Source organism: Sphingomonas sp., assembly GCF_036269755.1.
Taxonomy (GTDB): Bacteria; Pseudomonadota; Alphaproteobacteria; order Sphingomonadales; family Sphingomonadaceae; genus Sphingomonas.
In genome coordinates, this window is sequence record NZ_DATBDV010000019.1 from 72,078 (window position 1) to 93,726 (window position 21,649).

General features: G+C 67.1%; 22 protein-coding genes. 11 read left to right on the top strand and 11 right to left on the bottom strand.

The window, feature by feature from the left end:
- Window positions 1-60: 60 nt before the first annotated feature.
- Window positions 61-702 carry a YjbE family putative metal transport protein gene (locus tag VH326_RS12530; RefSeq protein ID WP_329632169.1) on the top strand — a complete coding sequence of 214 codons (642 nt, stop codon included), beginning with the start codon at window positions 61-63 and terminating at the stop codon, window positions 700-702.
- Here VH326_RS12530 and VH326_RS12535 read toward each other — a convergent pair.
- Entirely contained in the window at window positions 699-1,400 is a 702-nt protein-coding gene (locus VH326_RS12535) for a dienelactone hydrolase family protein (RefSeq protein WP_329632170.1), read from the bottom strand. The genes VH326_RS12530 and VH326_RS12535 overlap by 4 nt on opposite strands.
- 82 nt (window positions 1,401-1,482) lie before the next feature.
- Between VH326_RS12535 and VH326_RS12540 the strand changes: the two genes are divergently transcribed.
- The 6 genes from VH326_RS12540 to VH326_RS12565 are packed head-to-tail and all read left to right on the top strand — an operon-like array spanning window position 1,483 to window position 7,185.
- Window positions 1,483-1,722: a DUF6489 family protein gene (locus VH326_RS12540; RefSeq protein WP_329632171.1), complete on the top strand. Its 240-nt coding sequence runs from the start codon at window positions 1,483-1,485 to the stop codon at window positions 1,720-1,722.
- 35 nt (window positions 1,723-1,757) lie between these two features.
- Entirely contained in the window at window positions 1,758-3,035 is a 1,278-nt protein-coding gene (gene mnmE / locus VH326_RS12545) for a tRNA uridine-5-carboxymethylaminomethyl(34) synthesis GTPase MnmE (protein WP_329632172.1), read from the top strand.
- Window positions 3,036-3,072: 37 nt separating this feature from the next.
- On the top strand, window positions 3,073-4,911 hold the full coding sequence (mnmG, locus tag VH326_RS12550) for a tRNA uridine-5-carboxymethylaminomethyl(34) synthesis enzyme MnmG (protein ID WP_329632173.1): 1,839 nt from the start codon (window positions 3,073-3,075) through the stop codon (window positions 4,909-4,911).
- Window positions 4,908-5,519, top strand: coding sequence for a 16S rRNA (guanine(527)-N(7))-methyltransferase RsmG (gene rsmG, locus VH326_RS12555; protein ID WP_329632174.1), 612 nt, complete (start codon window positions 4,908-4,910; stop codon window positions 5,517-5,519). The genes mnmG and rsmG overlap by 4 nt, the downstream gene beginning before the upstream one ends.
- Window positions 5,516-6,301 carry an AAA family ATPase gene (locus VH326_RS12560; protein ID WP_329632175.1) on the top strand — a complete coding sequence of 262 codons (786 nt, stop codon included), beginning with the start codon at window positions 5,516-5,518 and terminating at the stop codon, window positions 6,299-6,301. The genes rsmG and VH326_RS12560 overlap by 4 nt, the downstream gene beginning before the upstream one ends.
- Window positions 6,298-7,185 carry a ParB/RepB/Spo0J family partition protein gene (locus VH326_RS12565; RefSeq protein WP_329632176.1) on the top strand — a complete coding sequence of 296 codons (888 nt, stop codon included), beginning with the start codon at window positions 6,298-6,300 and terminating at the stop codon, window positions 7,183-7,185. Before VH326_RS12560 ends, VH326_RS12565 begins: the two co-directional genes overlap by 4 nt.
- Window positions 7,186-7,191: 6 nt before the next feature.
- On the opposite strand, the gene holA is transcribed toward VH326_RS12565, so the two are convergent.
- From holA to VH326_RS12585, 4 genes are all read right to left on the bottom strand, one after another.
- Window positions 7,192-8,211 (bottom strand): DNA polymerase III subunit delta, encoded by a 1,020-nt coding sequence (holA, locus tag VH326_RS12570; RefSeq protein ID WP_329632177.1) that lies wholly within the window; start codon window positions 8,209-8,211, stop codon window positions 7,192-7,194.
- On the bottom strand, window positions 8,208-8,699 hold the full coding sequence (lptE, locus tag VH326_RS12575) for an LPS assembly lipoprotein LptE (protein WP_329632178.1): 492 nt from the start codon (window positions 8,697-8,699) through the stop codon (window positions 8,208-8,210). Before lptE ends, holA begins: the two co-directional genes overlap by 4 nt.
- The gene (gene leuS / locus VH326_RS12580) at window positions 8,696-11,200 is read right to left on the bottom strand and encodes a leucine--tRNA ligase (RefSeq protein ID WP_329632179.1); all 2,505 of its coding nucleotides are present in this window, start codon (window positions 11,198-11,200) and stop codon (window positions 8,696-8,698) included. Before leuS ends, lptE begins: the two co-directional genes overlap by 4 nt.
- A 114-nt stretch (window positions 11,201-11,314) precedes the next feature.
- A complete protein-coding gene (locus VH326_RS12585; protein WP_329632180.1) occupies window positions 11,315-11,746 on the bottom strand; it encodes a DUF3576 domain-containing protein in 432 nt (143 codons plus the stop codon).
- 202 nt (window positions 11,747-11,948) lie between these two features.
- Between VH326_RS12585 and VH326_RS12590 the strand changes: the two genes are divergently transcribed.
- Complete coding sequence (locus VH326_RS12590) at window positions 11,949-12,635, top strand: hypothetical protein (RefSeq protein ID WP_329632181.1); 687 nt, start codon at window positions 11,949-11,951, stop codon at window positions 12,633-12,635.
- 96 nt (window positions 12,636-12,731) lie between these two features.
- On the opposite strand, the gene VH326_RS12595 is transcribed toward VH326_RS12590, so the two are convergent.
- Window positions 12,732-13,271: a thiamine phosphate synthase gene (locus VH326_RS12595; protein WP_329632182.1), complete on the bottom strand. Its 540-nt coding sequence runs from the start codon at window positions 13,269-13,271 to the stop codon at window positions 12,732-12,734.
- A gap of 58 nt (window positions 13,272-13,329) precedes the next feature.
- On the opposite strand from VH326_RS12595, the gene VH326_RS12600 reads away from it, so the two are divergent.
- Window positions 13,330-13,995, top strand: a complete 666-nt coding sequence (locus tag VH326_RS12600; RefSeq protein WP_329632183.1) for a YggS family pyridoxal phosphate-dependent enzyme — start codon at window positions 13,330-13,332, stop codon at window positions 13,993-13,995.
- Window positions 13,992-14,657, top strand: coding sequence for an HAD family phosphatase (locus VH326_RS12605; RefSeq protein ID WP_329632184.1), 666 nt, complete (start codon window positions 13,992-13,994; stop codon window positions 14,655-14,657). The genes VH326_RS12600 and VH326_RS12605 overlap by 4 nt, the downstream gene beginning before the upstream one ends.
- 98 nt (window positions 14,658-14,755) lie before the next feature.
- On the opposite strand, the gene ribA is transcribed toward VH326_RS12605, so the two are convergent.
- The 4 genes from ribA to VH326_RS12625 form a co-directional block, all read right to left on the bottom strand.
- Window positions 14,756-15,805 (bottom strand): GTP cyclohydrolase II, encoded by a 1,050-nt coding sequence (gene ribA, locus VH326_RS12610; RefSeq protein WP_329632185.1) that lies wholly within the window; start codon window positions 15,803-15,805, stop codon window positions 14,756-14,758.
- Window positions 15,802-16,584: an exodeoxyribonuclease III gene (locus tag VH326_RS12615; protein ID WP_329632186.1), complete on the bottom strand. Its 783-nt coding sequence runs from the start codon at window positions 16,582-16,584 to the stop codon at window positions 15,802-15,804. The genes ribA and VH326_RS12615 overlap by 4 nt, the downstream gene beginning before the upstream one ends.
- A gap of 300 nt (window positions 16,585-16,884) precedes the next feature.
- Complete coding sequence (locus VH326_RS12620; RefSeq protein WP_329632187.1) at window positions 16,885-17,490, bottom strand: outer membrane lipoprotein carrier protein LolA; 606 nt, start codon at window positions 17,488-17,490, stop codon at window positions 16,885-16,887.
- A gap of 80 nt (window positions 17,491-17,570) precedes the next feature.
- Window positions 17,571-19,856: a DNA translocase FtsK gene (locus VH326_RS12625; RefSeq protein ID WP_329632188.1), complete on the bottom strand. Its 2,286-nt coding sequence runs from the start codon at window positions 19,854-19,856 to the stop codon at window positions 17,571-17,573.
- A 116-nt stretch (window positions 19,857-19,972) separates the two neighbouring features.
- Between VH326_RS12625 and VH326_RS12630 the strand changes: the two genes are divergently transcribed.
- A complete protein-coding gene (locus tag VH326_RS12630) occupies window positions 19,973-21,190 on the top strand; it encodes an FAD-dependent monooxygenase (protein ID WP_329632189.1) in 1,218 nt (405 codons plus the stop codon).
- 2 nt (window positions 21,191-21,192) lie between these two features.
- Here the strand turns inward: VH326_RS12630 and VH326_RS12635 are convergent, their stop codons facing one another.
- A complete protein-coding gene (locus tag VH326_RS12635) occupies window positions 21,193-21,591 on the bottom strand; it encodes a low affinity iron permease family protein (RefSeq protein ID WP_329632190.1) in 399 nt (132 codons plus the stop codon).
- Window positions 21,592-21,649: the final 58 nt, after the last annotated feature.

Below are 21,649 nucleotides of genomic sequence, written 5' to 3' on the forward strand. Positions count from 1 at the left end.
CGGACCCAATCCCGCGCCCTTTTCGTTTGCCCTGGCACCGCCCCCTGCTAGGCACCCTACATGATCGCCGGTTTCGACATCGCCGACGTTTTCACCGCCGGCGGGCTGGCGGCGCTCGGCCAAGTCATCCTGATCGATCTCACGCTCGCCAGCGACAACGTGCTGGTGCTCGGCACGCTCGCCTCCGGGCTCCCCGCCGATCAGCGCAAGCGCGTGCTGGCGATCGGTGTCGGCGTCGCGCTGGTCTTCCTGATCGGCTTCGCGCTGGTCGCGACTCAGCTGCTCAAGCTGGTCGGATTGTTGTTTGGCGGCGGTATATTGCTGCTGTGGGTCGCGATCCGGCTCTTGATGGAGGTCTGGTCGTCACGCGAGAAGGACGTGACCGAGAACATCCGACCGCCCAAGAGCTTCGGCAAAGCGGCCGTGCAGATTGCAGCCGCCGACCTGTCGATGAGCCTCGACAACGTCCTCGCGGTGGCCGGCGTCGCGCGCAACCATCCAGCGGTGCTGCTGTTTGGCCTCGCTCTCTCCGTCACGATGATGGCGATCGCGGCCAATTTCCTGGCGAAGGTGATCGAGCGCTATCGCTGGATCACGTATATCGGGGTGCTCGTCCTGCTCTATGTCGCCGGCAGCATGATGTATCACGGCCTAACCGATCCCAGCGTCGGCGTGATCCCGGCGGTGAAGAACGCGACCTAGGCGAGGTTTTCCGCGAAGAACGCCATCGTCCGCTGGTCGGCCAGTTTCGCCGCCTCGTCCGCCCGCCTTTTACCGAACTCGGTCGCGAAGCCGTGATCGACGCCGGGATAGTCGTGCAGCGTGACTTTGGGCTGGTCGTCGAGGCCCTCGTGCATCTTCGCTTGGACGTCGGGCGTCACGAAATGGTCGGAGCCGGCGATGTGGAGCATCAGCGGCCGCGCGATCGCGTGCTTTTCACCGAGCAAGCCATCGATTCCGACTGCGTAATAGCCGACGCTCGCGTCGATATCGGTGCGTGCTGCGGTCATGTAGGCGAGGCGGCCGCCGAGGCAGTAACCGACCGCACCGACCTTGCCCCCATTTATCTTGTCGCGTGCCGTGCGGATCGTTGCCTCGATGTCGCGGGTCCCCTGGGTCTGGTCGAACTTGCCCATCCAGCCGAGCGCTGCCTGGAATTGGTCGGGAATATCAGGATCGAGCTCGATGCCAGGCTCGAGCCGCCAGAACAGATCGGGGGCGATCGCCAGATAGCCGACCTCGGCAAGCTGGTCGCACTTGCGCCGGATGCCGGCATTGACCCCGAAAATCTCCTGAATCACGACGATCGCCGCTTTGGCCGCCCCGTTCGCCGGCTCGGCGAGATAGGCTTCAAAGCTTCCCGCCTTGTCGAGCGTCTCGAGCGTGATCGTCGCAGTCATCCTTGCTCTCCAGATAGGCGTTCGCGCATAGAGGCGCCTTGGTAGCAGCGGCGCGGTACCGCTCAAGTGGAAGGTTGCGGCGATGAAGGTCAATGTCGAGGTCGATTGCACCCCCGAAGAGGCGCGTCGCGCGGTCGGCCTGCCCGATCTGTCGCCGATCCACGAGAAATACGTCCAGACCATCCTGGGAGCGATGGACGGCAGCGCTATGGAGCCGGAACTCCTTGAAAACATGATGAAAAACTGGGCTCCGATGGGCGACGCGAGCATGGCGTTCTGGCGCGGCCTGTTCGATTCCGCGGCCGGCAAGAAGAAGGATTGACGACGCGCGCGGACGAGCGGTCAAGCGCTCGGGTCATGACGACCATCTTTGCCCCATCGACCGGCGCGCCGCCCGCCGCGATCGCGATCGTGCGGATCAGCGGGCCGGATGCCTTCGCGGCGGCGCGGGCGTTGGCAGGGCCGCTAGCCCCACCCCGGGAGGCGCGCGTTCGGACATTGCGTGACCCCGCGAGCGGCGATCACCTCGATCGCGGGCTGGTCCTGGTATTTCCCGGACCGGCGACGGCGACAGGCGAGGACCTCGTCGAGCTGCATATTCACGGCGGACGTGCCGTCGTAGCGGCGATCGAGACGGCGCTGGCAAAGCTGCCGGGACTGCGACGCGCCGAGCCGGGAGAATTCACCCGGAGAGCGCTGACCAACGGCCGGATCGATCTTGCCGAGGCGGAGGGGCTTGGGGATCTTCTCAGCGCCGAAACCGAGCTTCAGCGTCGCGCTGCGATGGTGATGGCCGATGGCGTCCTTTCGCGGCAAATTGGAGGCTGGCGGAACGCATTGATCGGGCTGGCTGCGCGGATCGAGGCATCGCTCGATTTCGCCGACGAAGCGGACGTGCCCCAGGCGTTGCTCGACGATGTTCGCGACCGGGCCGGCGCGATTGCGGGAGAAATGCGCAGCGTGTTGGCAGCACCCTCGGTCGAGCGACTACGCGACGGCATTCGCGTCGTGCTCGCCGGCCCGCCCAACAGCGGCAAGTCGACGCTGCTCAACGCGCTGGCACGGCGCGAAGCCGCGATCGTGTCGCCGATCGCAGGAACGACGCGCGACCGCATCGAGGTCACGGTGGCGCGCGACGGAATCCCGTTCGTGCTGACCGACACCGCCGGCTTGCGCGACTCGCCGGAGGACGCGATTGAGCGAATCGGGATCGCGCGCGCCGACCAGGCGATCGCCGAGGCGGACCTCGTTCTTTGGCTTGGCGACCGACCGCCACCCGCGGAGGGCATCCTTCGCCTTCATGCGCGCTGCGATTTGCCCGAGCGCTGCGAACCGGCCCCCGGGGCGATTGCGGTGTCTGCCGAGTGGCCCGAAAGCGTCGAAGCATTATGGAACGTCATCACGAATCGCGCACGAGCGCTGATCCCCAAGCCGGGCGATCTCGCGCTGAATCGGCGACAGGCATCGCATTGCGCGGATGCGCTTGCAGCGCTGGATGACGCCGCGGCCGCCGACGAACTGATCGTCGCGGACGCCCTTCGGCGCGCTAACGTCGCGCTCGCGCGAATCACCGGCGACATTGGAATCGAGGCGATGCTCGACGCGTTGTTCGGAAAGTTCTGCATCGGCAAGTGACTTGTTCCACGTGGAACAAGGCTGCTAATCGCGCGGGATGACTGGGTTCGACGTTATCGTGGTGGGCGGTGGGCATGCCGGTGTGGAAGCCGCATCCGCGGCTGCGCGCCGTGGTGCGCGGGTGGCGCTGGTAACGTTCGATGCCTCTAATATCGGCACCATGTCGTGTAATCCGAGCATCGGCGGACTGGGAAAAGGGCATCTGGTTCGCGAGGTCGACGCTTGCGGCGGCATCATCGCTCGCGCCGCGGATACCGCCGCGATCCACTACCGGATGCTCAATCGCAGCAAGGGCGCGGCCGTTCGCGGCCCAAGAATACAGGCCGACCGACGACGCTTTGCCAGTGCGGTGCGGAGGCTGTTGAAGCAGCAGGAAGGCATCACCGTCGTAACGGGCGAAGCCGTCGCACTGACGCTGGCGGCGGATGCCGTTGCCGGAGTCACGCTCGCGGGCGGCGGAGCACTGATGGCACCGGCGATTGTTCTTGCGACTGGCACGTTCCTCGGCGCGCGAATGTTTCGCGGCGACGAACGCGCGGCGGGAGGGCGGCTCGGTGAGCGCGCGGCAACCGCAATGGCCGATCAATTGCGCGGCGTCGGTCTGCCGATGGCGCGGCTCAAAACTGGTACACCGCCGCGCCTCGAAGGGCGAACGATCGATTGGGCGCGGCTCGAGCGGCAACCTTCGGATGAAGAATTCTGGACGATGTCCGCGCTGTCGCAGACCCGTCCGCTTCCCCAGCTCGCCTGCGCCATCACCCGCACCACCGAGCGCAGCCACGCGATCATCCGTGCCGCGCTCGACCGTTCGCCGCTGTTCGCCGGCGCGATCGAAGGCACTGGCCCGCGCTACTGCCCGTCGATCGAGGACAAGGTGCACCGCTTCGGCGAGCGAGACGGGCACCAGGTTTTCCTGGAACCCGAGGGACTCGACGACGCCACCGTCTATCCCAACGGCATTTCGACCTCGTTGCCGGCCGACGTGCAGGACGAATTGATCGCCTCGGTCCCTGGGCTCGAGCGCGCGCGGATCACCGCGCACGGCTACGCCGTGGAATACGACCATATCGATCCTCGCGCACTCGATCATCGTCTCGAAACGGCTGCGATCGGCGGCCTGTTCTGCGCCGGGCAAATCAACGGCACGACGGGATATGAGGAGGCGGCCGCGCAGGGTTTGGTCGCGGGGGCCAACGCTGCGGCGATGGCGCTCGGCCTGGCGCCGTTCGTTCTCGACCGCGCGCAAAGCTATCTTGGCGTCATGATCGACGATCTCGTCCTGCAGGGCGTCACCGAGCCGTACCGGATGCTGACCGCGCGCGCCGAATTCCGCCTACGGCTCCGTGCCGACAATGCCGAGACGAGACTGGCGCCAGTGGCGGAAGCGGCGGGATTGTTGGGGCAGGACCGGCTCCGCCATTTGCGCGCGCGCGAAACTGAGCGTGAATCGGTCGATCAGATCCTCTCGCGTACGCTCACCGCAAGCGCGGTCGGCATCGCCGGTGCGGCAGTCGGTCAGGACGGCGCGCGCCTTACGGCCGCCGAGTGGCTGCGCTTTCCAGGGGTCGAGTTGGCGCATGTCGCCCCCGAACTCGCATCGCGTATGACCCCGGTGATTGCCGAGGCGATCGATGACGCGAGGTATGCGCCGTACGTGCAACGCCAGGACGCCGAGGTCGCCGAACTGCGCTCGAGCGAGTGCGTCATCCTACGCCGCGATCTCGATTTCGGCTCCATTCCCGGCCTCTCGCACGAAATGATCGAGCGGCTGAGTGCTGCTCGACCGGCGACGCTGGCAGAGGCTGGGCGCGTTCGCGGCGTCACGCCGGCGGCGCTGACGGCAATCCTGTTCCATGCGAACCGGCGCGCTGCGTGAACGAGGACGAAGCGCGAGAATGGGTCAGCGAGCGGTTCGACGATGCGGCCGTCGACCGGCTGACAAAGCTCGCGTCGATCGTGATTGCCGAGAACGCGCGGCAGAATCTGGTCGCGCCGTCGACCCTGGATTCGATCTGGAGCCGACATATCGGCGATTCGCTGCAGCTGGTGCGATTTGCCGGCGTCGGCGCGTGGCTGGACATCGGCACCGGTGCCGGCTTCCCTGGGTTGGCGATCGCGGCGGCGGAGCCGGACCGCGCGATGTTGCTGGTTGAGCCGCGCCGGCTACGCGCGGACTATCTTCGTACTGCGGCGGAAGCCTTGGAATTGCCGCGAGTTCGCGTTGTCACCGCCAAGGTCGAAAACGTGCGTGAACGGGCGGCGACGATCTCCGCCAGGGCGGTGGCGAAGATCGCGACGCTGTTCGACGCAGCGGAGCATTGCGCCGAAAATGGGACGGTCTGGGTCCTGCCAAAGGGCCGGAGCGCGGCGGATGAGGTAGCGGAGGCGGGACGGATGTGGCATGGAGTGTTCCACGTGGAACACAGCATCACCAGCCCCGATTCAGCAATCGTCGTCGCTCACGCGTTGAGGCGGCGACGATGACCGTCATCGCGGTGGCCAATCAAAAAGGCGGCGTGGGCAAGACCACGACCGCCATCAATCTCGGGACGGCGCTTGCTGCGACGGGGAAGCGCGTCCTGATCGTGGATCTGGATCCGCAAGGCAATGCGTCAACGGGACTGGGGATCCATCGCGCGGAGCGCACCCGCTCAAGCTATGAAGTGCTGATCGGCGAGGCCAGCGTTGCGGACGCGGTGATCGCGACCTCAGTGCCCAAGCTCGACATTGTACCGGCCACGGTCGACCTGTCGGGCGCAGAGATCGAACTGGTCGAATACGAAGAACGCACGCACCGACTCGACCGTGCGTTGGAAGCAACGGGCGATCGCTGGGACGTGGTCCTGATAGACTGTCCGCCGTCGCTGGGACTGCTGACGATCAACGCAATGGTCGCGGCGGACTCGTTGCTCGTGCCGCTGCAGTGCGAGTTCTTCGCGCTCGAGGGGCTGAGCCAGTTGTTGAGCACGGTCGAGCGGATCCGCTCGCGATTCAACCCGGGACTGGCGATCCTCGGCGTGGCTTTGACGATGTACGATCGCCGCAACCGGCTGACCGAGCAGGTATCGACCGACGTTCGCGCGGTGCTGGGCAAGGTGGTGTTCGACACGGTCATCCCCCGCAATGTGCGGCTGTCGGAGGCGCCAAGCCACGGTGTTCCCGCGCTTATTTACGATTATCGCTGCTCGGGATCGGAGGCGTATATGGCGCTCGCGCGCGAATTGATCGGCCGTCTTCCCCCCGCCAAGCCGGCGATTGCGGCATGAGCGAGCCCCGCAAACCCCGTCCCGGGCTCGGCCGCGGGCTCAACGCGTTGCTCGGCGATATCGCCGCGGACCCGGTACCGATGATGGGTGACGCGCCGGCGGGCGTGCGGATGATGCCGGTCGGCGCGCTGACCCCGCAGCCCGGCCAGCCGCGTCGCACATTCGATGATTCGGCGCTCGAAGAGCTCGCGCAATCGATCGCGGCGCGTGGTGTGCTCCAGCCGATCCTGGTCCGCCCGCATGGCCGCAACTATCAGATCGTCGCCGGCGAACGTCGCTGGCGCGCAGCGCAACGCGCGCGGCTCCACGAAGTCCCGGTGATCGTCCGCGAGCTCGACGACGCCGATACGTTCGAGATCGCGCTGCTCGAGAACATCCAGCGCCGCGACCTCAACGCGGTCGAGGAAGCCGACGCCTACCAGCGGCTCATCGGCGAGTTCGGGCATACCCAGGAAGCGCTGGCCAAGCTGGTGCACAAATCGCGCAGCCATATCGCCAACCTGTTGAGATTGCTGGACCTTCCCCAAAGCGTGCAGGCGCTGCTGATCGATGGCCGGATCGACATGGGGCACGCCCGGGCGCTGATCGGCGCGCCCGACGTCGAGCGGCTGGCGGCCGAAGTCGTCGCCAAGGGACTGTCGGTGCGCGAGACCGAGCGGCTGGCGCGCTCGGCGAAGAGCGATGGCGGCAACGGTTCGGGCGGCGGTGGTGGTGGTGGTGGTCGCAATGCCGACATTGCCGCGCTCGAGCGCCAGTTGAGCGACGTCATCGGGCTCGGCGTGCGGATCACGTATGGCGCGAAGGGCGGCGCGCTGACGGTCAATTATTCGACGCTCGACCAGCTCGACATGGTGTGCCAGCGGCTGACCGGCGAACCGCTCTGACGAAGGCTATCGCGCCCGCGCGGCGCGGCGCGTCGTCTCGGTAATCGCGACGGCGGACAGGATTTCGCCCGCACTACTCGCCGACATCAGCCCGCGCTCGGCGCGGCGCAATCGCTCGATCGCCGCCGCGATCTCGCTCGATCGCCAACGCTGCACCAGCCGAATCGTGCTCGCCTCTTCGCGGAAATGGAGCCGGCGCTTCTTGACCGTCGCGATCGCGTCGGCGCCGCTTTCGACCTCGGCCCGCATCGCCGCGATCGTCATCAGCTTGCGGACGATCTGGCGAAGCAACGGGATCGCCGACCCGCCCGAATCGGCGAACCGCCCGAGTTCGCGCGCGATGTCCTGGACTCGCCCCTCGAGCGCGGCGTCGACCACGTCGGACATTTGGGTGTCGCCGAGATCCGCGCCCAGCGCGTCGAGCGCATCGTCATCGAGCTCGCGCGGGCGGTCGGCTGCAGCGTCGAGGTAGAGCGCGAGCTTTTCGACCTCACGCGCAATCACCGCACGGTCGCCGCCCGACGCCGCCATCAGCCGCCGCACGGCGCGCTGAGTCGGGCGCAGGCCGTGCTCGCGCGCGATCCCCACCACCATGCGATCGGCGTTGGCGCCGTCGGGGACGTAGCACGCGAAGCTCATCGCGGCGGGCTGCGCGATCGCGAACTGCACGAGCTTCGAGCTGGTGCGCAGCCCCGGCCCGATCATCACCACCGGGTGCTCGACCTGCGGTTCGGCGAGCAGCATTCGCGCCGCTTCCAGCGCATCGTCCGCCGCCCCGCCGACCAGGATCCACCGCCGCCCGCCGAACAAAGCGAGCGAGCGCGCTTCATCGACCATCCTTCCCGGATCGCCCTTGAGCGACGACCCGTCGATCGCGACCTTTTCGGCATCGGCGCCAAGCGCGCGGCCGAGCCGTGCGGCATAGTCGGCGGCGCCCGCCTCGTCCGGGCCGTGGAGGAGGAACAGCCGGATCGACGGCGATGCCGCTGCCAGCGCGCTAACTAGCTGATTTTCCGATGCTTTCACTTGCCCGCGGCGCGGCGCGTATAGACCGCGATACGCGTGACGATCTGGTCCGCGACGATGTTCGCCAAATTCTCCAGCGCGGTGTTCTCGGCCGCGATCGTCGCATATTCGGACCCGACGACGTCGACGCCCGCGTCGGACCCGGCGGTCGCGTCGAGCAACACTTCGCCGCTGGCCGAGTCGACCAACTGATAGCGCGCGCGCAGCGCACGGCGCTCGCGAGTCACGGTGTCGTCGCGAGTCACGCCGAGGCCGACGATCGAATCGTCGAGCTTGACCTCGAGCCGGTACTTCGCCGCCGCCCCGCCGCCGTCGGGCAGCCGGTCGCGCAGCGCGTTGGACATCAGATAGCCCGACTTGCCCGCGATCGGCGCGACCTCGATCTGCGCCAGCCCGCGCGCGACCGGCCCCGACGCGCCGCCCTCATAGAGCGGATGCAGCCCGCAGCCGGGGAGCGCGAGCGCGAGGAGGAGGACGAGTCGCTTCATGCCACCAGATTGACCAGTCGGTCGGGAACGACAATCACCTTCTTCGGCTCGGCGCCTTCCAGCACGCGAATGACGTTGGCGTTGGCGCGCGCCGCCGCCTCGACCACCGCTTTGTCGCTGCCCTTCGGCATCGTCAGCGTGTCGCGCAGCTTGCCGTTGACCTGAATCGCGATCGTCACCTCGTCCTCGACCAGCAGCGCCGGATCGTAATCGGGCCAGGCTGCATCGGCGACCAGCCCCTCCCCGCCCATCGCCGCCCAGGCTTCCTCGGCCAGGTGCGGCGTCATCGGCGCGACGAGACGGACCAGTGTGCGGATCGCATTGGCGCGCGATGCCGAGGGCGTCGCTTTCTCGATCGCGTTGACCAATTCGTAGAGCTTGGCGACCGCCTTGTTGAACTGCAGCGCTTCGATGTCCGCGGCGACCCCGGCGATCGTCTGCGCGAGCTTGCGGTCGATCGCGATGTCCGCGCCCTCGCCTTCCGCGATCGCGTCGACCAACCGCCACAGCCGCTGAACGAAGCGCCACGCGCCTTCGATCCCGCTTTCGGACCATTGCAGATCGCGCTCGGGTGGCGAATCGGACAGCATGAACCAACGCGTCGCATCGGCGCCGTATTGATCGACGATCGGCTCGGGATCGATCACGTTCTTCTTCGACTTCGACATCTTTTCGACGCGGCCGACCGTGACCGGCTGACCCGTCGAAACTTCCTTGCCTTCGCGCACCTCGTCGAGCGCCAGCCATTTGCCCTCGGCCGATTTGTACGTCTCGTGAGTCACCATGCCTTGCGTGAACAGCCCGGCGAACGGCTCGGCGACGTCGAGCATGTTCATATGCTTGAGCGCGCGCGTCCAGAAGCGTGCGTAGAGCAAGTGGAGGATCGCATGCTCGACCCCGCCAATATATTGCCCGACCGGCAGCCACTGCTCGGCGGCCGCGCGGTCGAACGCCTTGTCCTTGGGCTGGCTGGCGAAGCGGATGAAATACCACGAGGAATCGGCGAAGGTGTCGAGCGTATCGGTCTCGCGCACCGCCTCGCCGTTGCATGCCGGACATGCGACGTGCTTCCAGGTCGGATGGCGGTCGAGCGGGTTGCCCGGAATGTCGAAGCTCACGTCTTCGGGCAGCACGACCGGCAACTGGTCGCGTGGCACCGGCACCGCACCGCACGCCGCGCAATGCACGATCGGGATCGGCGTGCCCCAGTAACGCTGGCGGCTGACGCCCCAGTCGCGCAGCCGGAACACGGTGGTGCCGTGCCCCCAGCCGCCGGCTTCGGCGCGGCGGATGACTTCGCGCTTGGCCTCCTCGACGTCCATCCCGTCGAGGAAATGCGAGTTCACCAGCGTGCCCGGCCCCGAATAGGCCTCGGCGTCGGTGAAATCGGGGTCGGTCCTGTCGCCGTCGGAGACCACGCGGCGGATGCGCAGGCCGTATTTGGCGGCGAACTCGAAGTCGCGCTGGTCGTGCGCGGGCACGCCGAACACTGCGCCGGTGCCGTAATCCATCAGCACGAAATTGGCGATATGGACCGGCAGCTGCCACGCCGGATCGAACGGATGCGTGACGGTCAGCCCAGTATCGAACCCGAGCTTCTCCTGCGTCTCGAGTTCGGCCGCGGTGGTGCCGCCCTGCTTGCACAGCTCGATAAACGCCGCGGCTTCGGGGTTTGACACTGCGAGCGCCTGCGCGATCGGATGGTCCGCCGCGACCGCGACGAAGCTCGCGCCGAAGATCGTGTCAGGGCGCGTGGTAAAGACTTCGACCTCGCCGACGCCGAAGTCGTTGGGGGACATCTTCCAGCGAAACTGCAGTCCCTGGCTCTTGCCGATCCAGTTCTCCTGCATCAGCCGAACCTTGTCGGGCCAATGGTCGAGCGCCTTGAGCCCCTCGAGCAGTTCGTCAGCGAACTGGGTGATCTTGAGGAACCACTGGCTCAGCTTGCGCTTTTCGACCAGCGCGCCCGAGCGCCAGCCGCGCCCGTCGATCACTTGCTCGTTGGCCAGCACGGTCATGTCGACCGGATCCCAATTGACCGACGATTCCTTGCGATAGACGAGCCCGTTCGCGAACATGTCGAGGAACAGCGCCTGTTCGTGCCCGTAATAATCGGGTTCGCACGTCGCCAGCTCGCGGCTCCAGTCGAGCGCGAACCCCAGCCGCTTGAGCTGCGCCTTCATCGTGGCGATGTTCTGTCGGGTCCAGCCGCCGGGGTGCACACCCTTTTCCATCGCGGCGTTCTCGGCCGGCATGCCGAACGCGTCCCATCCCATCGGGTGGAGCACTTCCATGCCCTTCATCCGCCGATAGCGCGCGAGCACGTCGCCCATCGCGTAGTTGCGCACATGCCCCATATGGATCCGCCCCGACGGGTACGGAAACATTTCGAGCACATAGCTTTTGGGCTTGGGGCTGTCGTCTCGCGCGGCAAAGGTCTGGGCCTCGTCCCACACCTGCTGCCAATGGGCATCCGCCTTCAGCGGGTTGAAGCGCGACATTTTTGCTGTTCAACTTTCGTTGAAGTCGGTGCCGCCCCGCTCTCCCACCCGGCCGCCCATAGAATAAACTGATTGGGCGGCCAGGTGGGAGAGCGGGCCGGCACCGCGATAAGACTATTGCGCGATTGCGGCGCGACGCAGGTCGCGGGCGCGGGTAAGGATGATGTCCTCGATCTTCTGTACGGTCGCGGCCTGAACCGGGGCCGCGACCCATTGGCCGCCCTGGTTGACCTCGCGCAGCGCCGCGACGCGCACCGCATCCGCGCGAAGATCCTGATCGAGGATCGTCACCGTGACCTTCATCCGCTCGTTGGGCACACTGGGGTTCACATACCAGTCGGTGACGATCACCCCGCCGTTCGAGTCGGTCTGAAGCAGCGGCATGAAGCTCAACGTGTCGAGCGTCGCGCGCCACAGATAGGCGTTGACACCGATCGTCGTCACTTTGGACGCCGCGAGGTCCGCCTTCGGACGCTCGCGACCCCCGCCACAGGCGGCAAGCGGCAGCAACAGGGCCAGATACGCGGCATGGCGCAGACGAGTCATCGATAGTTTCCTGACACGAGAAAGGGTACGCCGGGCATCTATAGATGCTGACGGGCGCGCCGCAAGCGCGCAAAACCGTGGACATGGCGCAACACTCGCCGGAAAAATGTCGATCGCGGTGGCGGGGGCGGAACATTACGTGTTAGGACGAGTCTCGTATCGGAGTCGCAGGGGATCCGTGGTGGTTGCGAAGCGTGTGATTATGGGGACGATGGTCGGGGCGGTTGCCGCCGCTGCCGCGTTCGCCATGCCCGCGCTCGGCGCCTCCGATTCGGCGCACCGCGCCGTCGCCCGCGCCACGGCCGGCCAAGTGTTCTTCACGCCGGCATCGGCCGATCCCAAGCTCGCCGCGCTGATCGCGCGCAATGGCCTGGGCACCGCGCCGTTCCGCTTCACGCCCGCCGAATCGCGCGGTGACCGCCGGATTGCCGCCATCGCATTGCCGATCGCGCCGAAGGCAGGCGTCGTGACGCTGCGCGGCCCGGCCAATTCGGTCGGTGCGGCGCCGATCGGGGTCGCGCCGATCGCGTACGATCTGGTCAGCACCACCGCCGCCAAACGGCTGAAGATCAGCGGCGACCCGCCCAAGATGGATATCGGCACGTCGCCAGGGACTCGCCGTCCGATGGATCTCGGCTTCACGCTGTCGAGCCGCCGCGCCACCTCGAAGCTGAAGGCGACTCCGGATCGTGCGCTGACCGCCGATACGCGCCTGGCGAACACGCCCAACGACATGATCGACGTCGGTGGCTCGTATTCGCTGCGCCGCAACCTCGATGTGACCGCGGGCATCCGCTATAAGTCGCAAGACCGCGACCGCCTCGCCCCGCTGCCCGACGCGCAGCGGGACAGCCAGGCGGTGTATGTCGGGACCGCTTTCCGGTTCTGACTTCCTGCCGCGATTTAGCGGCAGCTAAATAGCGAAATAGCAGGAAGCACGGCCGGCCTCGCGCAGCGAGGACCGACGACCTGGGCTTTCCCAGGTCTAGCCTGTCCCGAGCGCCTGCCTTGGCAGGCAGTCGAAGGGCGGATTCACTTCGCGTCGCTTTCCGGGTAGCCAGGCATCGATCCCCGCCCAGCCATAAAACCCTCGCAGCCCTCGAAACCGCTCGGCATCCATCCCCCCCAGCGCGATTGCCGCCACCGGCAGCTCCCGCGCAATCCTCTCCGCTCGCCGTGGCCCAAGGGCCTCCGCTCCAGGATGCGACCGAGTCGCGAACACCGGCGACACGAACACGGCGTCCACTCCGCGTCGCCCGGCCGCCCGCGCCTCGGCCCGTGAATGCGCCGACTTGGTGCGCCACCCTCGGCCACGCCGATTATGCACGCCATCCGCCCCCGGCCCGCACCACGCCCCGGCGCGCACCACCACTAGGCCGCGCGCTCGCGCCAACCGCACCACGCGCGCAAAAATCCGCCGGCGCTCGTCCGCGGGCGTCGCATAATGCCGAAACACGATCCCGCTCCCGCGCGGCAGCCGCTCGATCGCGGGCCAAAGCCCGTCGCCCAGCCGCTCGTCGGTCATCAGCCAGAGGCGCGGGAGGGGGTGGCGGCGCGGCACGCGCTTTTCTATAGCGCGTGGCATGACGACCGACGACCCCGCCGCGCGGCTCGCCGGCGTCCGCGCCCAGATCGACCGCGCCAGAAAGCTCGCCGGGCGCAGCGACGCGGTCGAGCTGATCGCGGTATCCAAGATGCATCCTGCCGCCGTCATCGCGCCGCTAATCGCCGCGGGGCAGTGGATATTCGGCGAAAATCGCGTGCAGGAGGCGCAGGCGAAATGGCCGGCGCTCCAGGCTGCGCACCCCGATGTCCGGCTCGCGCTGATCGGCCGGCTGCAGTCGAACAAGGCAGCCGAGGCGGTGGCGTTGTTCGACTCGATCCATTCGGTCGACCGCCCGTCGCTGGTCGCCGCGCTGGCCAAGGCGATGGACGCCGCGGACCGGCGGCCGGATTGCTTCGTCCAGGTCAATATCGGCGACGAACCGCAAAAGGGCGGGTGTGCGATTGCGGACTTGGCTGGCCTCCTTGAGCACGCTCGCGCGGCGGAATTGCCCGTCACAGGCCTGATGGCGCTGCCGCCGGCCGATGTCGAACCCGCGCCGTATTTCGCACTGCTTGCGAAGCTGGCGCGCGATCATGGGCTCGCGGGCCTGAGCATGGGGATGTCGAGCGACTATCCGACTGCGGTAACGCTCGGCGCGACTCATGTCCGCGTCGGCTCGGCGCTGTTCGGGGCGCGCGCGTGAAGTTCAAGGCGCTGCTGTTCGACTTCGACGGCGTACTGATCGAGAGCGAATATGTCGGCAACAAGCAGATCGCCGATTACCTGACGGCGATCGGCCACCCGACCACGCCCGAACAGTCGATGGCGAACTTCATGGGCTATTCCGGCGTCGATTTCCTCGCGAAGATCGAAGCGTGGATCGGTCGCGCCTTGCCACCCGACTTCCACACCGCGCGCTCCGCCGAAGACGATCGCGTGATGGCCGAAGGGATCGGCGCGGTCGCGGGCGCGGTCGATTTCGTCGAGTCGCTCCCCGCCGATCTCCCCAAGGCCGTGGTGTCTTCGAGTTCGACGCGGTGGATCCGCCGCCATCTCGACCATATCGGGCTGTCGGACGCGTTCGGCGATCATATCTATTCGGGACGCGAGCACGTGGCGCGCGGCAAGCCCGCGCCCGACCTCTACCTCTATGCCGCGGAGCAACTCGGCGTCGCCATCGCGGATTGCGCGATACTCGAGGATTCGATCGTAGGCGCGACCGGCGCGGTCGCCTCGGGCGGCTATGTCATCGGTTTATGTGCGGGCTCGCATTGCGCGTCCGATCATGCCGATCGGTTGCGCGGGGTGGGCGTCGAGGCGATTGCCGCCGATTTCGCCGAGGTCATGAAACTACTGGAAATGTAGGATTTCGTCTGACAGTGGGCGAAGCTGGATCGCGACGCCGGTGTTCAGCACTCGGTTCGTCGCATTCCGGCGGAAGCGTGGCGTGACTTTCGTGACCTTCAGAGCTGGTGCCCCGTCCGGTCGCGCTTTGTCGCGAGATACTTGGCGTTGAAGCGATTGGGCGGCAGCGCGATCGGCACGCGCTCGACCACTTCGATTCCAGCCGTTTCGAGCACGCGGACCTTGTCGGGGTTGTTGGTAAGCAACCTGATCCGCGTCTGTCCCAGCAGGTCGAGCATCCGCGCCGCGACCCGAAAATCGCGCGCGTCGACCGCGAACCCCAGCCGCGTGTTGGCATCGACCGTGTCGAACCCCTGGTCTTGCAGCGCATAGGCGCGCAATTTGTTGACCAGCCCGATCCCGCGCCCTTCCTGCCGCAGATAGAGCAGGATGCCCCAGCCGGCCTCCTCCATCGCGTGGACGGCGGCATGGAGCTGCGGCCCGCAATCGCATTTGAGGCTGCCGAGCACGTCCCCGGTCAGGCACTCGCTGTGGAGGCGGACCAACGGCGGCCGCCCATCGGGCTGCCCGACGATCAGCGCGACATGCTCGCCGGGCGAATCGGGGCTGCGGAAGGCGACGATCTCGGCGTGTTCGCTCCCCGCCACCGGCAGACGCGCGCGGGCCGAAATGGCGAGGTGGATCGGATCCTCGAAATCCGCGATCTCAGCGATGGAGATCGCCTCGCCCTCCGCCGCGCCGACGAAGAAGGCGGGCAGCACACCGGCGGTGCGTGCCAATGCCAGCGCCGCCGTCATGACGTCGCCGTCGGTCACCGGCACTGCGCGGAACGGCCCCTTCATCGGGGTCGCCATGTCCAGCTGAGGGTCGGCTAAGGCCACCGCGCAGTCGAAGTCGATCCAGAACGTGCGCTCGACCATCACCGGCGAATCGGGCACCGCCGCCTCGATCTGGTTGGCGAGCTTGAGCGTCGCCGCGCGGCCCGCCGACAGCAGGATCGGCGACTCGCCCGCCGGGTCGAACGCCGCGAGCCGCCCGGCATCGGCGGTTTCGATCGCGAGCAGCCCGACCGGCTCGCCCGCGCCGCGGATTGCGATCGGCCACCCGCGCCGCAGCGAATCGATCGCCCGGGCAACGGCGCGCGTCACAGGTCGAACTCGGTCAGGATCGGAACATGGTCCGACGGCTTGAGCCAGTTGCGGCAATCCTCGAACACGCGATGCGACCGCGCGGTAGCCGCGACATCGGCGGTCGCCCACATGTGATCGAGCCGCCGCCCGCGATCGTTCACCGTCCAGTCGGGCGAGCGATAGCTCCACCACGTATGCAGCCGCGCCGGCGCCGGAAAGAATTGGCGGCCGAGATCGACCCATGAGCTCGAATCCTTGAGCCGGTTGAGCGCGTCGACTTCGACCGGAGTATGACTGACGACGTTCAACAGCTGCTTGTGGCTCCAGACATCGCACTCGAGCGGCGCAATGTTGAGGTCGCCTACCAGAATCGTCGGGCAATCGAGCGTCGCCGACCATGCGGTCATCCGCTCGACGAAGTCGAGCTTCTGCCCGAACTTGGGATTGACCTCGCGGTCGGGGGTGTCGCCGCCCGCGGGTACGTAGACGTTTTCGAGCCGCACGCCGTTCGCCAGCCGCACCCCGACATGCCGCGCCTCGCGGTTGGCTTGCCAGTCGAACCGGTCGTCCTCCGCCAGCGGCACGCGGCTCAGGATCGCCACGCCGTGATGCATCTTCTGCCCGTGCAGGATGATCGTCTTGTAGCCGAGCCGCTTGAACGGCACTTGGGGGAAGTCCTGGTCGACGACCTTGGTCTCCTGCAGGCACAGGATATCGGGCTCGACCTCGCGCAGGAACCGCTCGACGATATCGATGCGGAACCGCACCGAGTTGATGTTCCAGGACACGATCTTCACGCGGAGGGACTTAGGGCGTCGGAAAGCGTTCGTCACCATGCCCGCCGCGGCAAGGCCGCGTCGTCGGACGCTGCTGTGCAGCGCCGCCCGTGCGCCTCGCGAGTCCGGCAGCAGCATGCTGCCGGCCGCCAGACGCAGAAAGGCCCCTGCTCCGGGGGCATGGAACAGGGGCCGACCTAGCGTTCGTCACGCAGGCGGGAAGTGGAGCACTTCAGGCAACAGGGGGAAAATCCCGAACCGCCCCACATCCGCGAGAACCGTATTAGTCGACCAAAGCTGTCGCTCGGATGAACGGACTCGTCATTTTCTGGGGCCACCACGCTGCGGATCGTTGAAGCGGAACGTTCCATCGGAAATCGGCACGTTGAAGCGCTGATCGGACAACCGGATCGTGGTGCGGTTGTTCTGCGCGTCGAGCGCGACCCAGCCGCGGAGCCTCAGCCCGGCGGGCCCCGCCGCGTTCTTCTCGAAGATCATGTCGATCTGCCCATATTCGGGATGCCGCGGATCGTTGACCTCCACCGACAGGACCGAAGGGTCAGCGGTCGGCATCATCTTGGCATATCGCCCGATATCCTTCGACGGATCGAGCAGCACGCCGAGTGGCGATCCGCCAATCGGCCAGCGCTGCTTCTGCCCGACCGAGTAATCGAGGAACCAGAGCGATTTGCCGTCGGCGACGATCAGGATCGGCACGCCCTTTTCGTACTGGAAGCGGATCTTGCCCGGGCGCTTCAATGACAGCGTCCCGGCCAGCATTTTGCCGTTGCGGTCGGTCTGCGTGAACGAAGCGGTCATCGACTGGATCGCGGCGAGGTGCGCCTGGACCTGGGCCAGCTCGGACGGAGCAGGGGCTGCCGCGACGAAAGCGGGCAAGGCAATGAGCGCGAGGGCGCGAGAATACACGAAAGCTCTCCTGGATTGTGGCGCGCGGCATGGCGCGGTGGGCTTGAACGCGTACTGAACGCGCAGCGCTGACTTTTGGGTCAGAGCGGATTGCCGTCGCGGTCGCGCAGCACTTCGCGGCGGCCGACATGGTCGGGGCGGCTGACGATTCCGTCCTTCTCCATCCGCTCGATCAACCGCGCCGCCGAATTGTACCCGATCCGCATCTGCCGCTGCAGCCAGGAGGTGGACGCCTTCTGGCTCTCGCACACGAGTTGGATGGCACCGCGATATTGCTGGTCCTCGGCCGAATCCTCGCCGAGCGGCGCGCCGTCAAGCGCGAAGCCGTCCTCATTCTCCTCGGTGACCGACTGGACGTAATCGGGCTGGCCTTGCGCGCGCCAGAAATCGGCGACCGCGCGAACCTCGTCGTCCGAGACGAAGGGTCCATGGACGCGGCTGATCTGCTTGCCGTACGCCATGTACAGCATGTCGCCCTTGCCGAGCAGCTGCTCGGCGCCCTGCTCGCCCAGGATGGTGCGCGAATCGATCTTCGACGTGACGTTGAAGCTAATCCGGGTCGGCAGGTTGGCCTTGATCACCCCGGTGATGACGTCGACCGATGGCCGCTGCGTCGCCATGATCAGGTGGATACCCGCCGCGCGCGCTTTCTGCGCCAGCCGTTGGATCAGGAACTCGACTTCCTTGCCCGCGGTCATCATCAAATCGGCGAGCTCATCGACGACGATGACGATTTGCGGCAGCGGCGAGAAGTCGAGCTGCTCCTCCTCGTATACCGGTTTGCCGTCCTCGTACCCGATCTGGACCTTGCGCCCGAGCGGCTGCCCCTTGGCCTTGGCGGCGCGTACCTTGTCGTTGAAGCTGGCGAGGCTGCGCACGCCGACCGATGACATCTGGCGGTAGCGCTCCTCCATCTGCTCGACCGCCCATTTCAGCGCGCGGACCGCCTTTGCGGGATCGGTGACGACCGGCGCGAGCAAGTGCGGAATATCCTCGTACATGCTCAGTTCGAGCATCTTGGGATCGATCAAGATCATTTTGCACTGATCGGGGTTGAGCCGGTAGAGCAGCGACAGGATCATGCAGTTGAGCCCGACCGACTTGCCCGATCCGGTGGTGCCGGCGACGAGGAGGTGCGGCATCGGCGCGAGGTCGACGATCACCGGGTCGCCGGCGATGTTCTTGCCGAGGATCAGTGGGAGCGACGCGGTCTGGTCCTCGAACGAATCGTCGGCGACGAGCTCGTGCAGCGCAACGGCCTCGCGCTTGGCGTTGGGCAGCTCGATCCCGATCACCGTCCGCCCCGGCACCGTCGCAACGCGGGCGGAAATCGCCGACATGTTGCGCGCGATGTCGTCGGCGAGCTGGATCACGCGGCTCGCCTTGATCCCGGGGGCGGGGTCGAGCTCGTACATCGTGACGACCGGGCCAGGGCGCACCTCGATGATCGATCCCTTGACGTGGAAATCGTCGAGCACCGTCTCGAGCAGCCGCGCGTTGCGTTCGAGCGCGGCCTTGTCGACCGGGCCGTTGGCCGATGGCGGCGGCGGCTTGAGCAGGTCGAGCGTCGGCAAACGGTAATTGTCGCGGAGGTCGAGACTGGCCTGCTTAGGGCCACGTGTCGGCTTGGCTTGAGGCGCAGCGGCGGCTCGGTCGGCAATGACTGGGCCGGGACGCTGGTCGGGTAGGGCGACCGCACGCGGCTGACGGATGGTCTTTTCGGGGACGGTCGCGGCTTCGCCGCCGTCGCCGATCGATTTCGGAGCAGAGCGGCGGTCGAGCCGCAGCAAGCGCGGCAGCCCGATCTCCAGGGCGGCGAACCAGATGACGATCCCCGCAATGCCGAGCGCGAGCGCGACCAACCGCTCGGTCCACAGGATCGCGGTCGTGCTGCCGATCAGCGCGATCAGCCAGTCGAGCCCGCCCGCCAGCGCCATCCCGGCCACGCCGCCGAGTCCCGCGGGCCAGTTGAGCGAGGCCGCGGTCGAATAGAGGCCAAGCGCGGCGGCGACGAGCGTCGCGCCGCTCGCGGCGATGACCAGCATCCGCCCCCATCGCCCGACCGGCTCGTCGCGCCACAATCGCAGCCCCGCAACGAGGCCGACCGCGAGCAATCCTGCAACCGGCAAGCCAAGGATCGAAAAGCCGAGGTCGGCGACGAACGCGCCCGGCGTGCCGAGCAGGTTCTGCGCGGGGCCGCCGGCCGCGGTACTGAGCGAGGGATCGCCCGAATGATAGGTGGCGAGCGCGGCGGCGAGCGCCAGCGTGGCGAGGAGCAGCGCAATCGCGCCGACCATCGCCCAGCCGCGCGCCGCGCCGGCCTTCACTGTCTCGCGCCAGAGCGGCGGCTGCGCGCGGCTCGCCATGATCGAATACCCCCGAAATGTCCGCTGTTCGTTCGCGCTAGATTCTCGCTCTTGCCGAGTCCGACGTCAAGCAGTCGTGATTGTCGGGCTTGATGGCGCACGCTAGGGCGGTCGGCATGAGCCAGGCGGACATCCTCATCTTGGGCGGCGGACTGGTCGGCAGCGCGCTGGCGGTGGCGCTCGACGCGCACGGGTTGACGAGCATCGTCATCGACCCCGCCGACCCGGCGGTGGTGACCGCGGCCGGTTTCGACGGCCGTGCCTCGGCGATCGCCAGCGCCCCGATGCGGATGCTCGAGGCGATCGGTGTTGGGGATCGGCTGGCGGGCAAGGGCTGCCCGATCGAGGGCATCCGGGTGAGCGACGGGCTCGACCCCGGCGCGCTCGATTTCGTTCCCGGCACCGAGGAGGCCGCGCTCGGCACGATGTTGGAGAATCGCGACTTGCGCGCGGCGCTGCTTGATGCGGCGAACGCGGCGCCGGGCGTCGATTTGCGCATGAAGACGCGCGCGCTCGAAGTCGTGCGAGACGACTTTGGCGTCCGCGCGACGCTGAGCGACGGCGGCCAGGCGCGCGCGGCGCTGCTGGTCGGAGCCGAGGGGCGAGCATCGCCGACTCGCGAGGCGGCGGGATTGAACGTCGCGCGGTGGAGCTACGATCACGTCGCGCTGGTGACCTCGATCGGCCACGAGCGGTCGCACGACAACGTCGCCTACGAAATCTTCTACCCCGAAGGGCCGTTCGCGATCCTGCCGCTCATCGACGACGGGTCCGGGCATCGCTCGGCGATCGTCTGGTCGGTGCGCGGCGCGCAAGCGCCGGGGATGCAGAAGCTGGGCGCGCGCGGCTATCTCGCCGAACTCGAGCGCAAGATGGGCGGGTTTCTCGGCAAGCTGACCTGGCTTGGCCCGCGCTTCGCGCACCCGCTCGGCTTCCATCATGCCGCGACGATCACATCCAACCGCCTCGCTCTTGTCGGAGATGCCGCGCACGGCATCCATCCGATCGCGGGGCAAGGCGTCAATGTCGGCTTTCGCGATGTGGCGGCGTTGGTCGAGGTGCTCATAGATGGCAAAAGGATCGGCCTCGATCTCGGCGATCCGGCGTTCCTCAAGCGCTACGAGCGCTGGCGCAGTCTCGACACGTTCATGGTCAGCCTCGCCACCGACGGCCTGACGCGATTGTTCGGCATCCCCGGCAGGACCGCGAACGCCGCGCGGCGGTTCGGCCTCTCGGCAGTCCAGCGCTCGCCCGCGCTCAAGGATCGCTTCATCGCCGAAGCGCGCGGCGAATCGGGCGCGCTACCCAAGTTGCTCGCGGGGCTGACCGTCTAGACCTAGGTCCGCCGCAACAATCGCTCGACCGATTCGTGGTTGGTCGAATCCTTTCCGCAATCCTTCTCGATTGCCTCCCGCAGCGATTCGAGCTGGTCCTGGGTCAGATGCTCGATCCCGATGAAACCGTTTCGCGCGTCGCTGGTGGCGCGGATGATCTCGTCGAGCTTGGCCTGCATCGACGAGGCGTCGCGATTCTGGGCGTTCTGGATCAGGAACACCATCAGGAACGTGACGATCGTCGTGCCGGTGTTGATGATCAATTGCCATGTGTCCGAATAATGCGACATCGGCCCGGTCACTGCCCAGACGACGAGGATGGTCAGCGCGAAGATGAACGCTGGCGGCCGCCCCGCCCAGCCTGCGACCCTGCCCGCGACCGATTCGAAAATGCGCTCCACTGAAGCCCTCCCCTTCTCCCGATGAGGGGGGACTGCCACTTTGCGCGTCGTCCCGCTA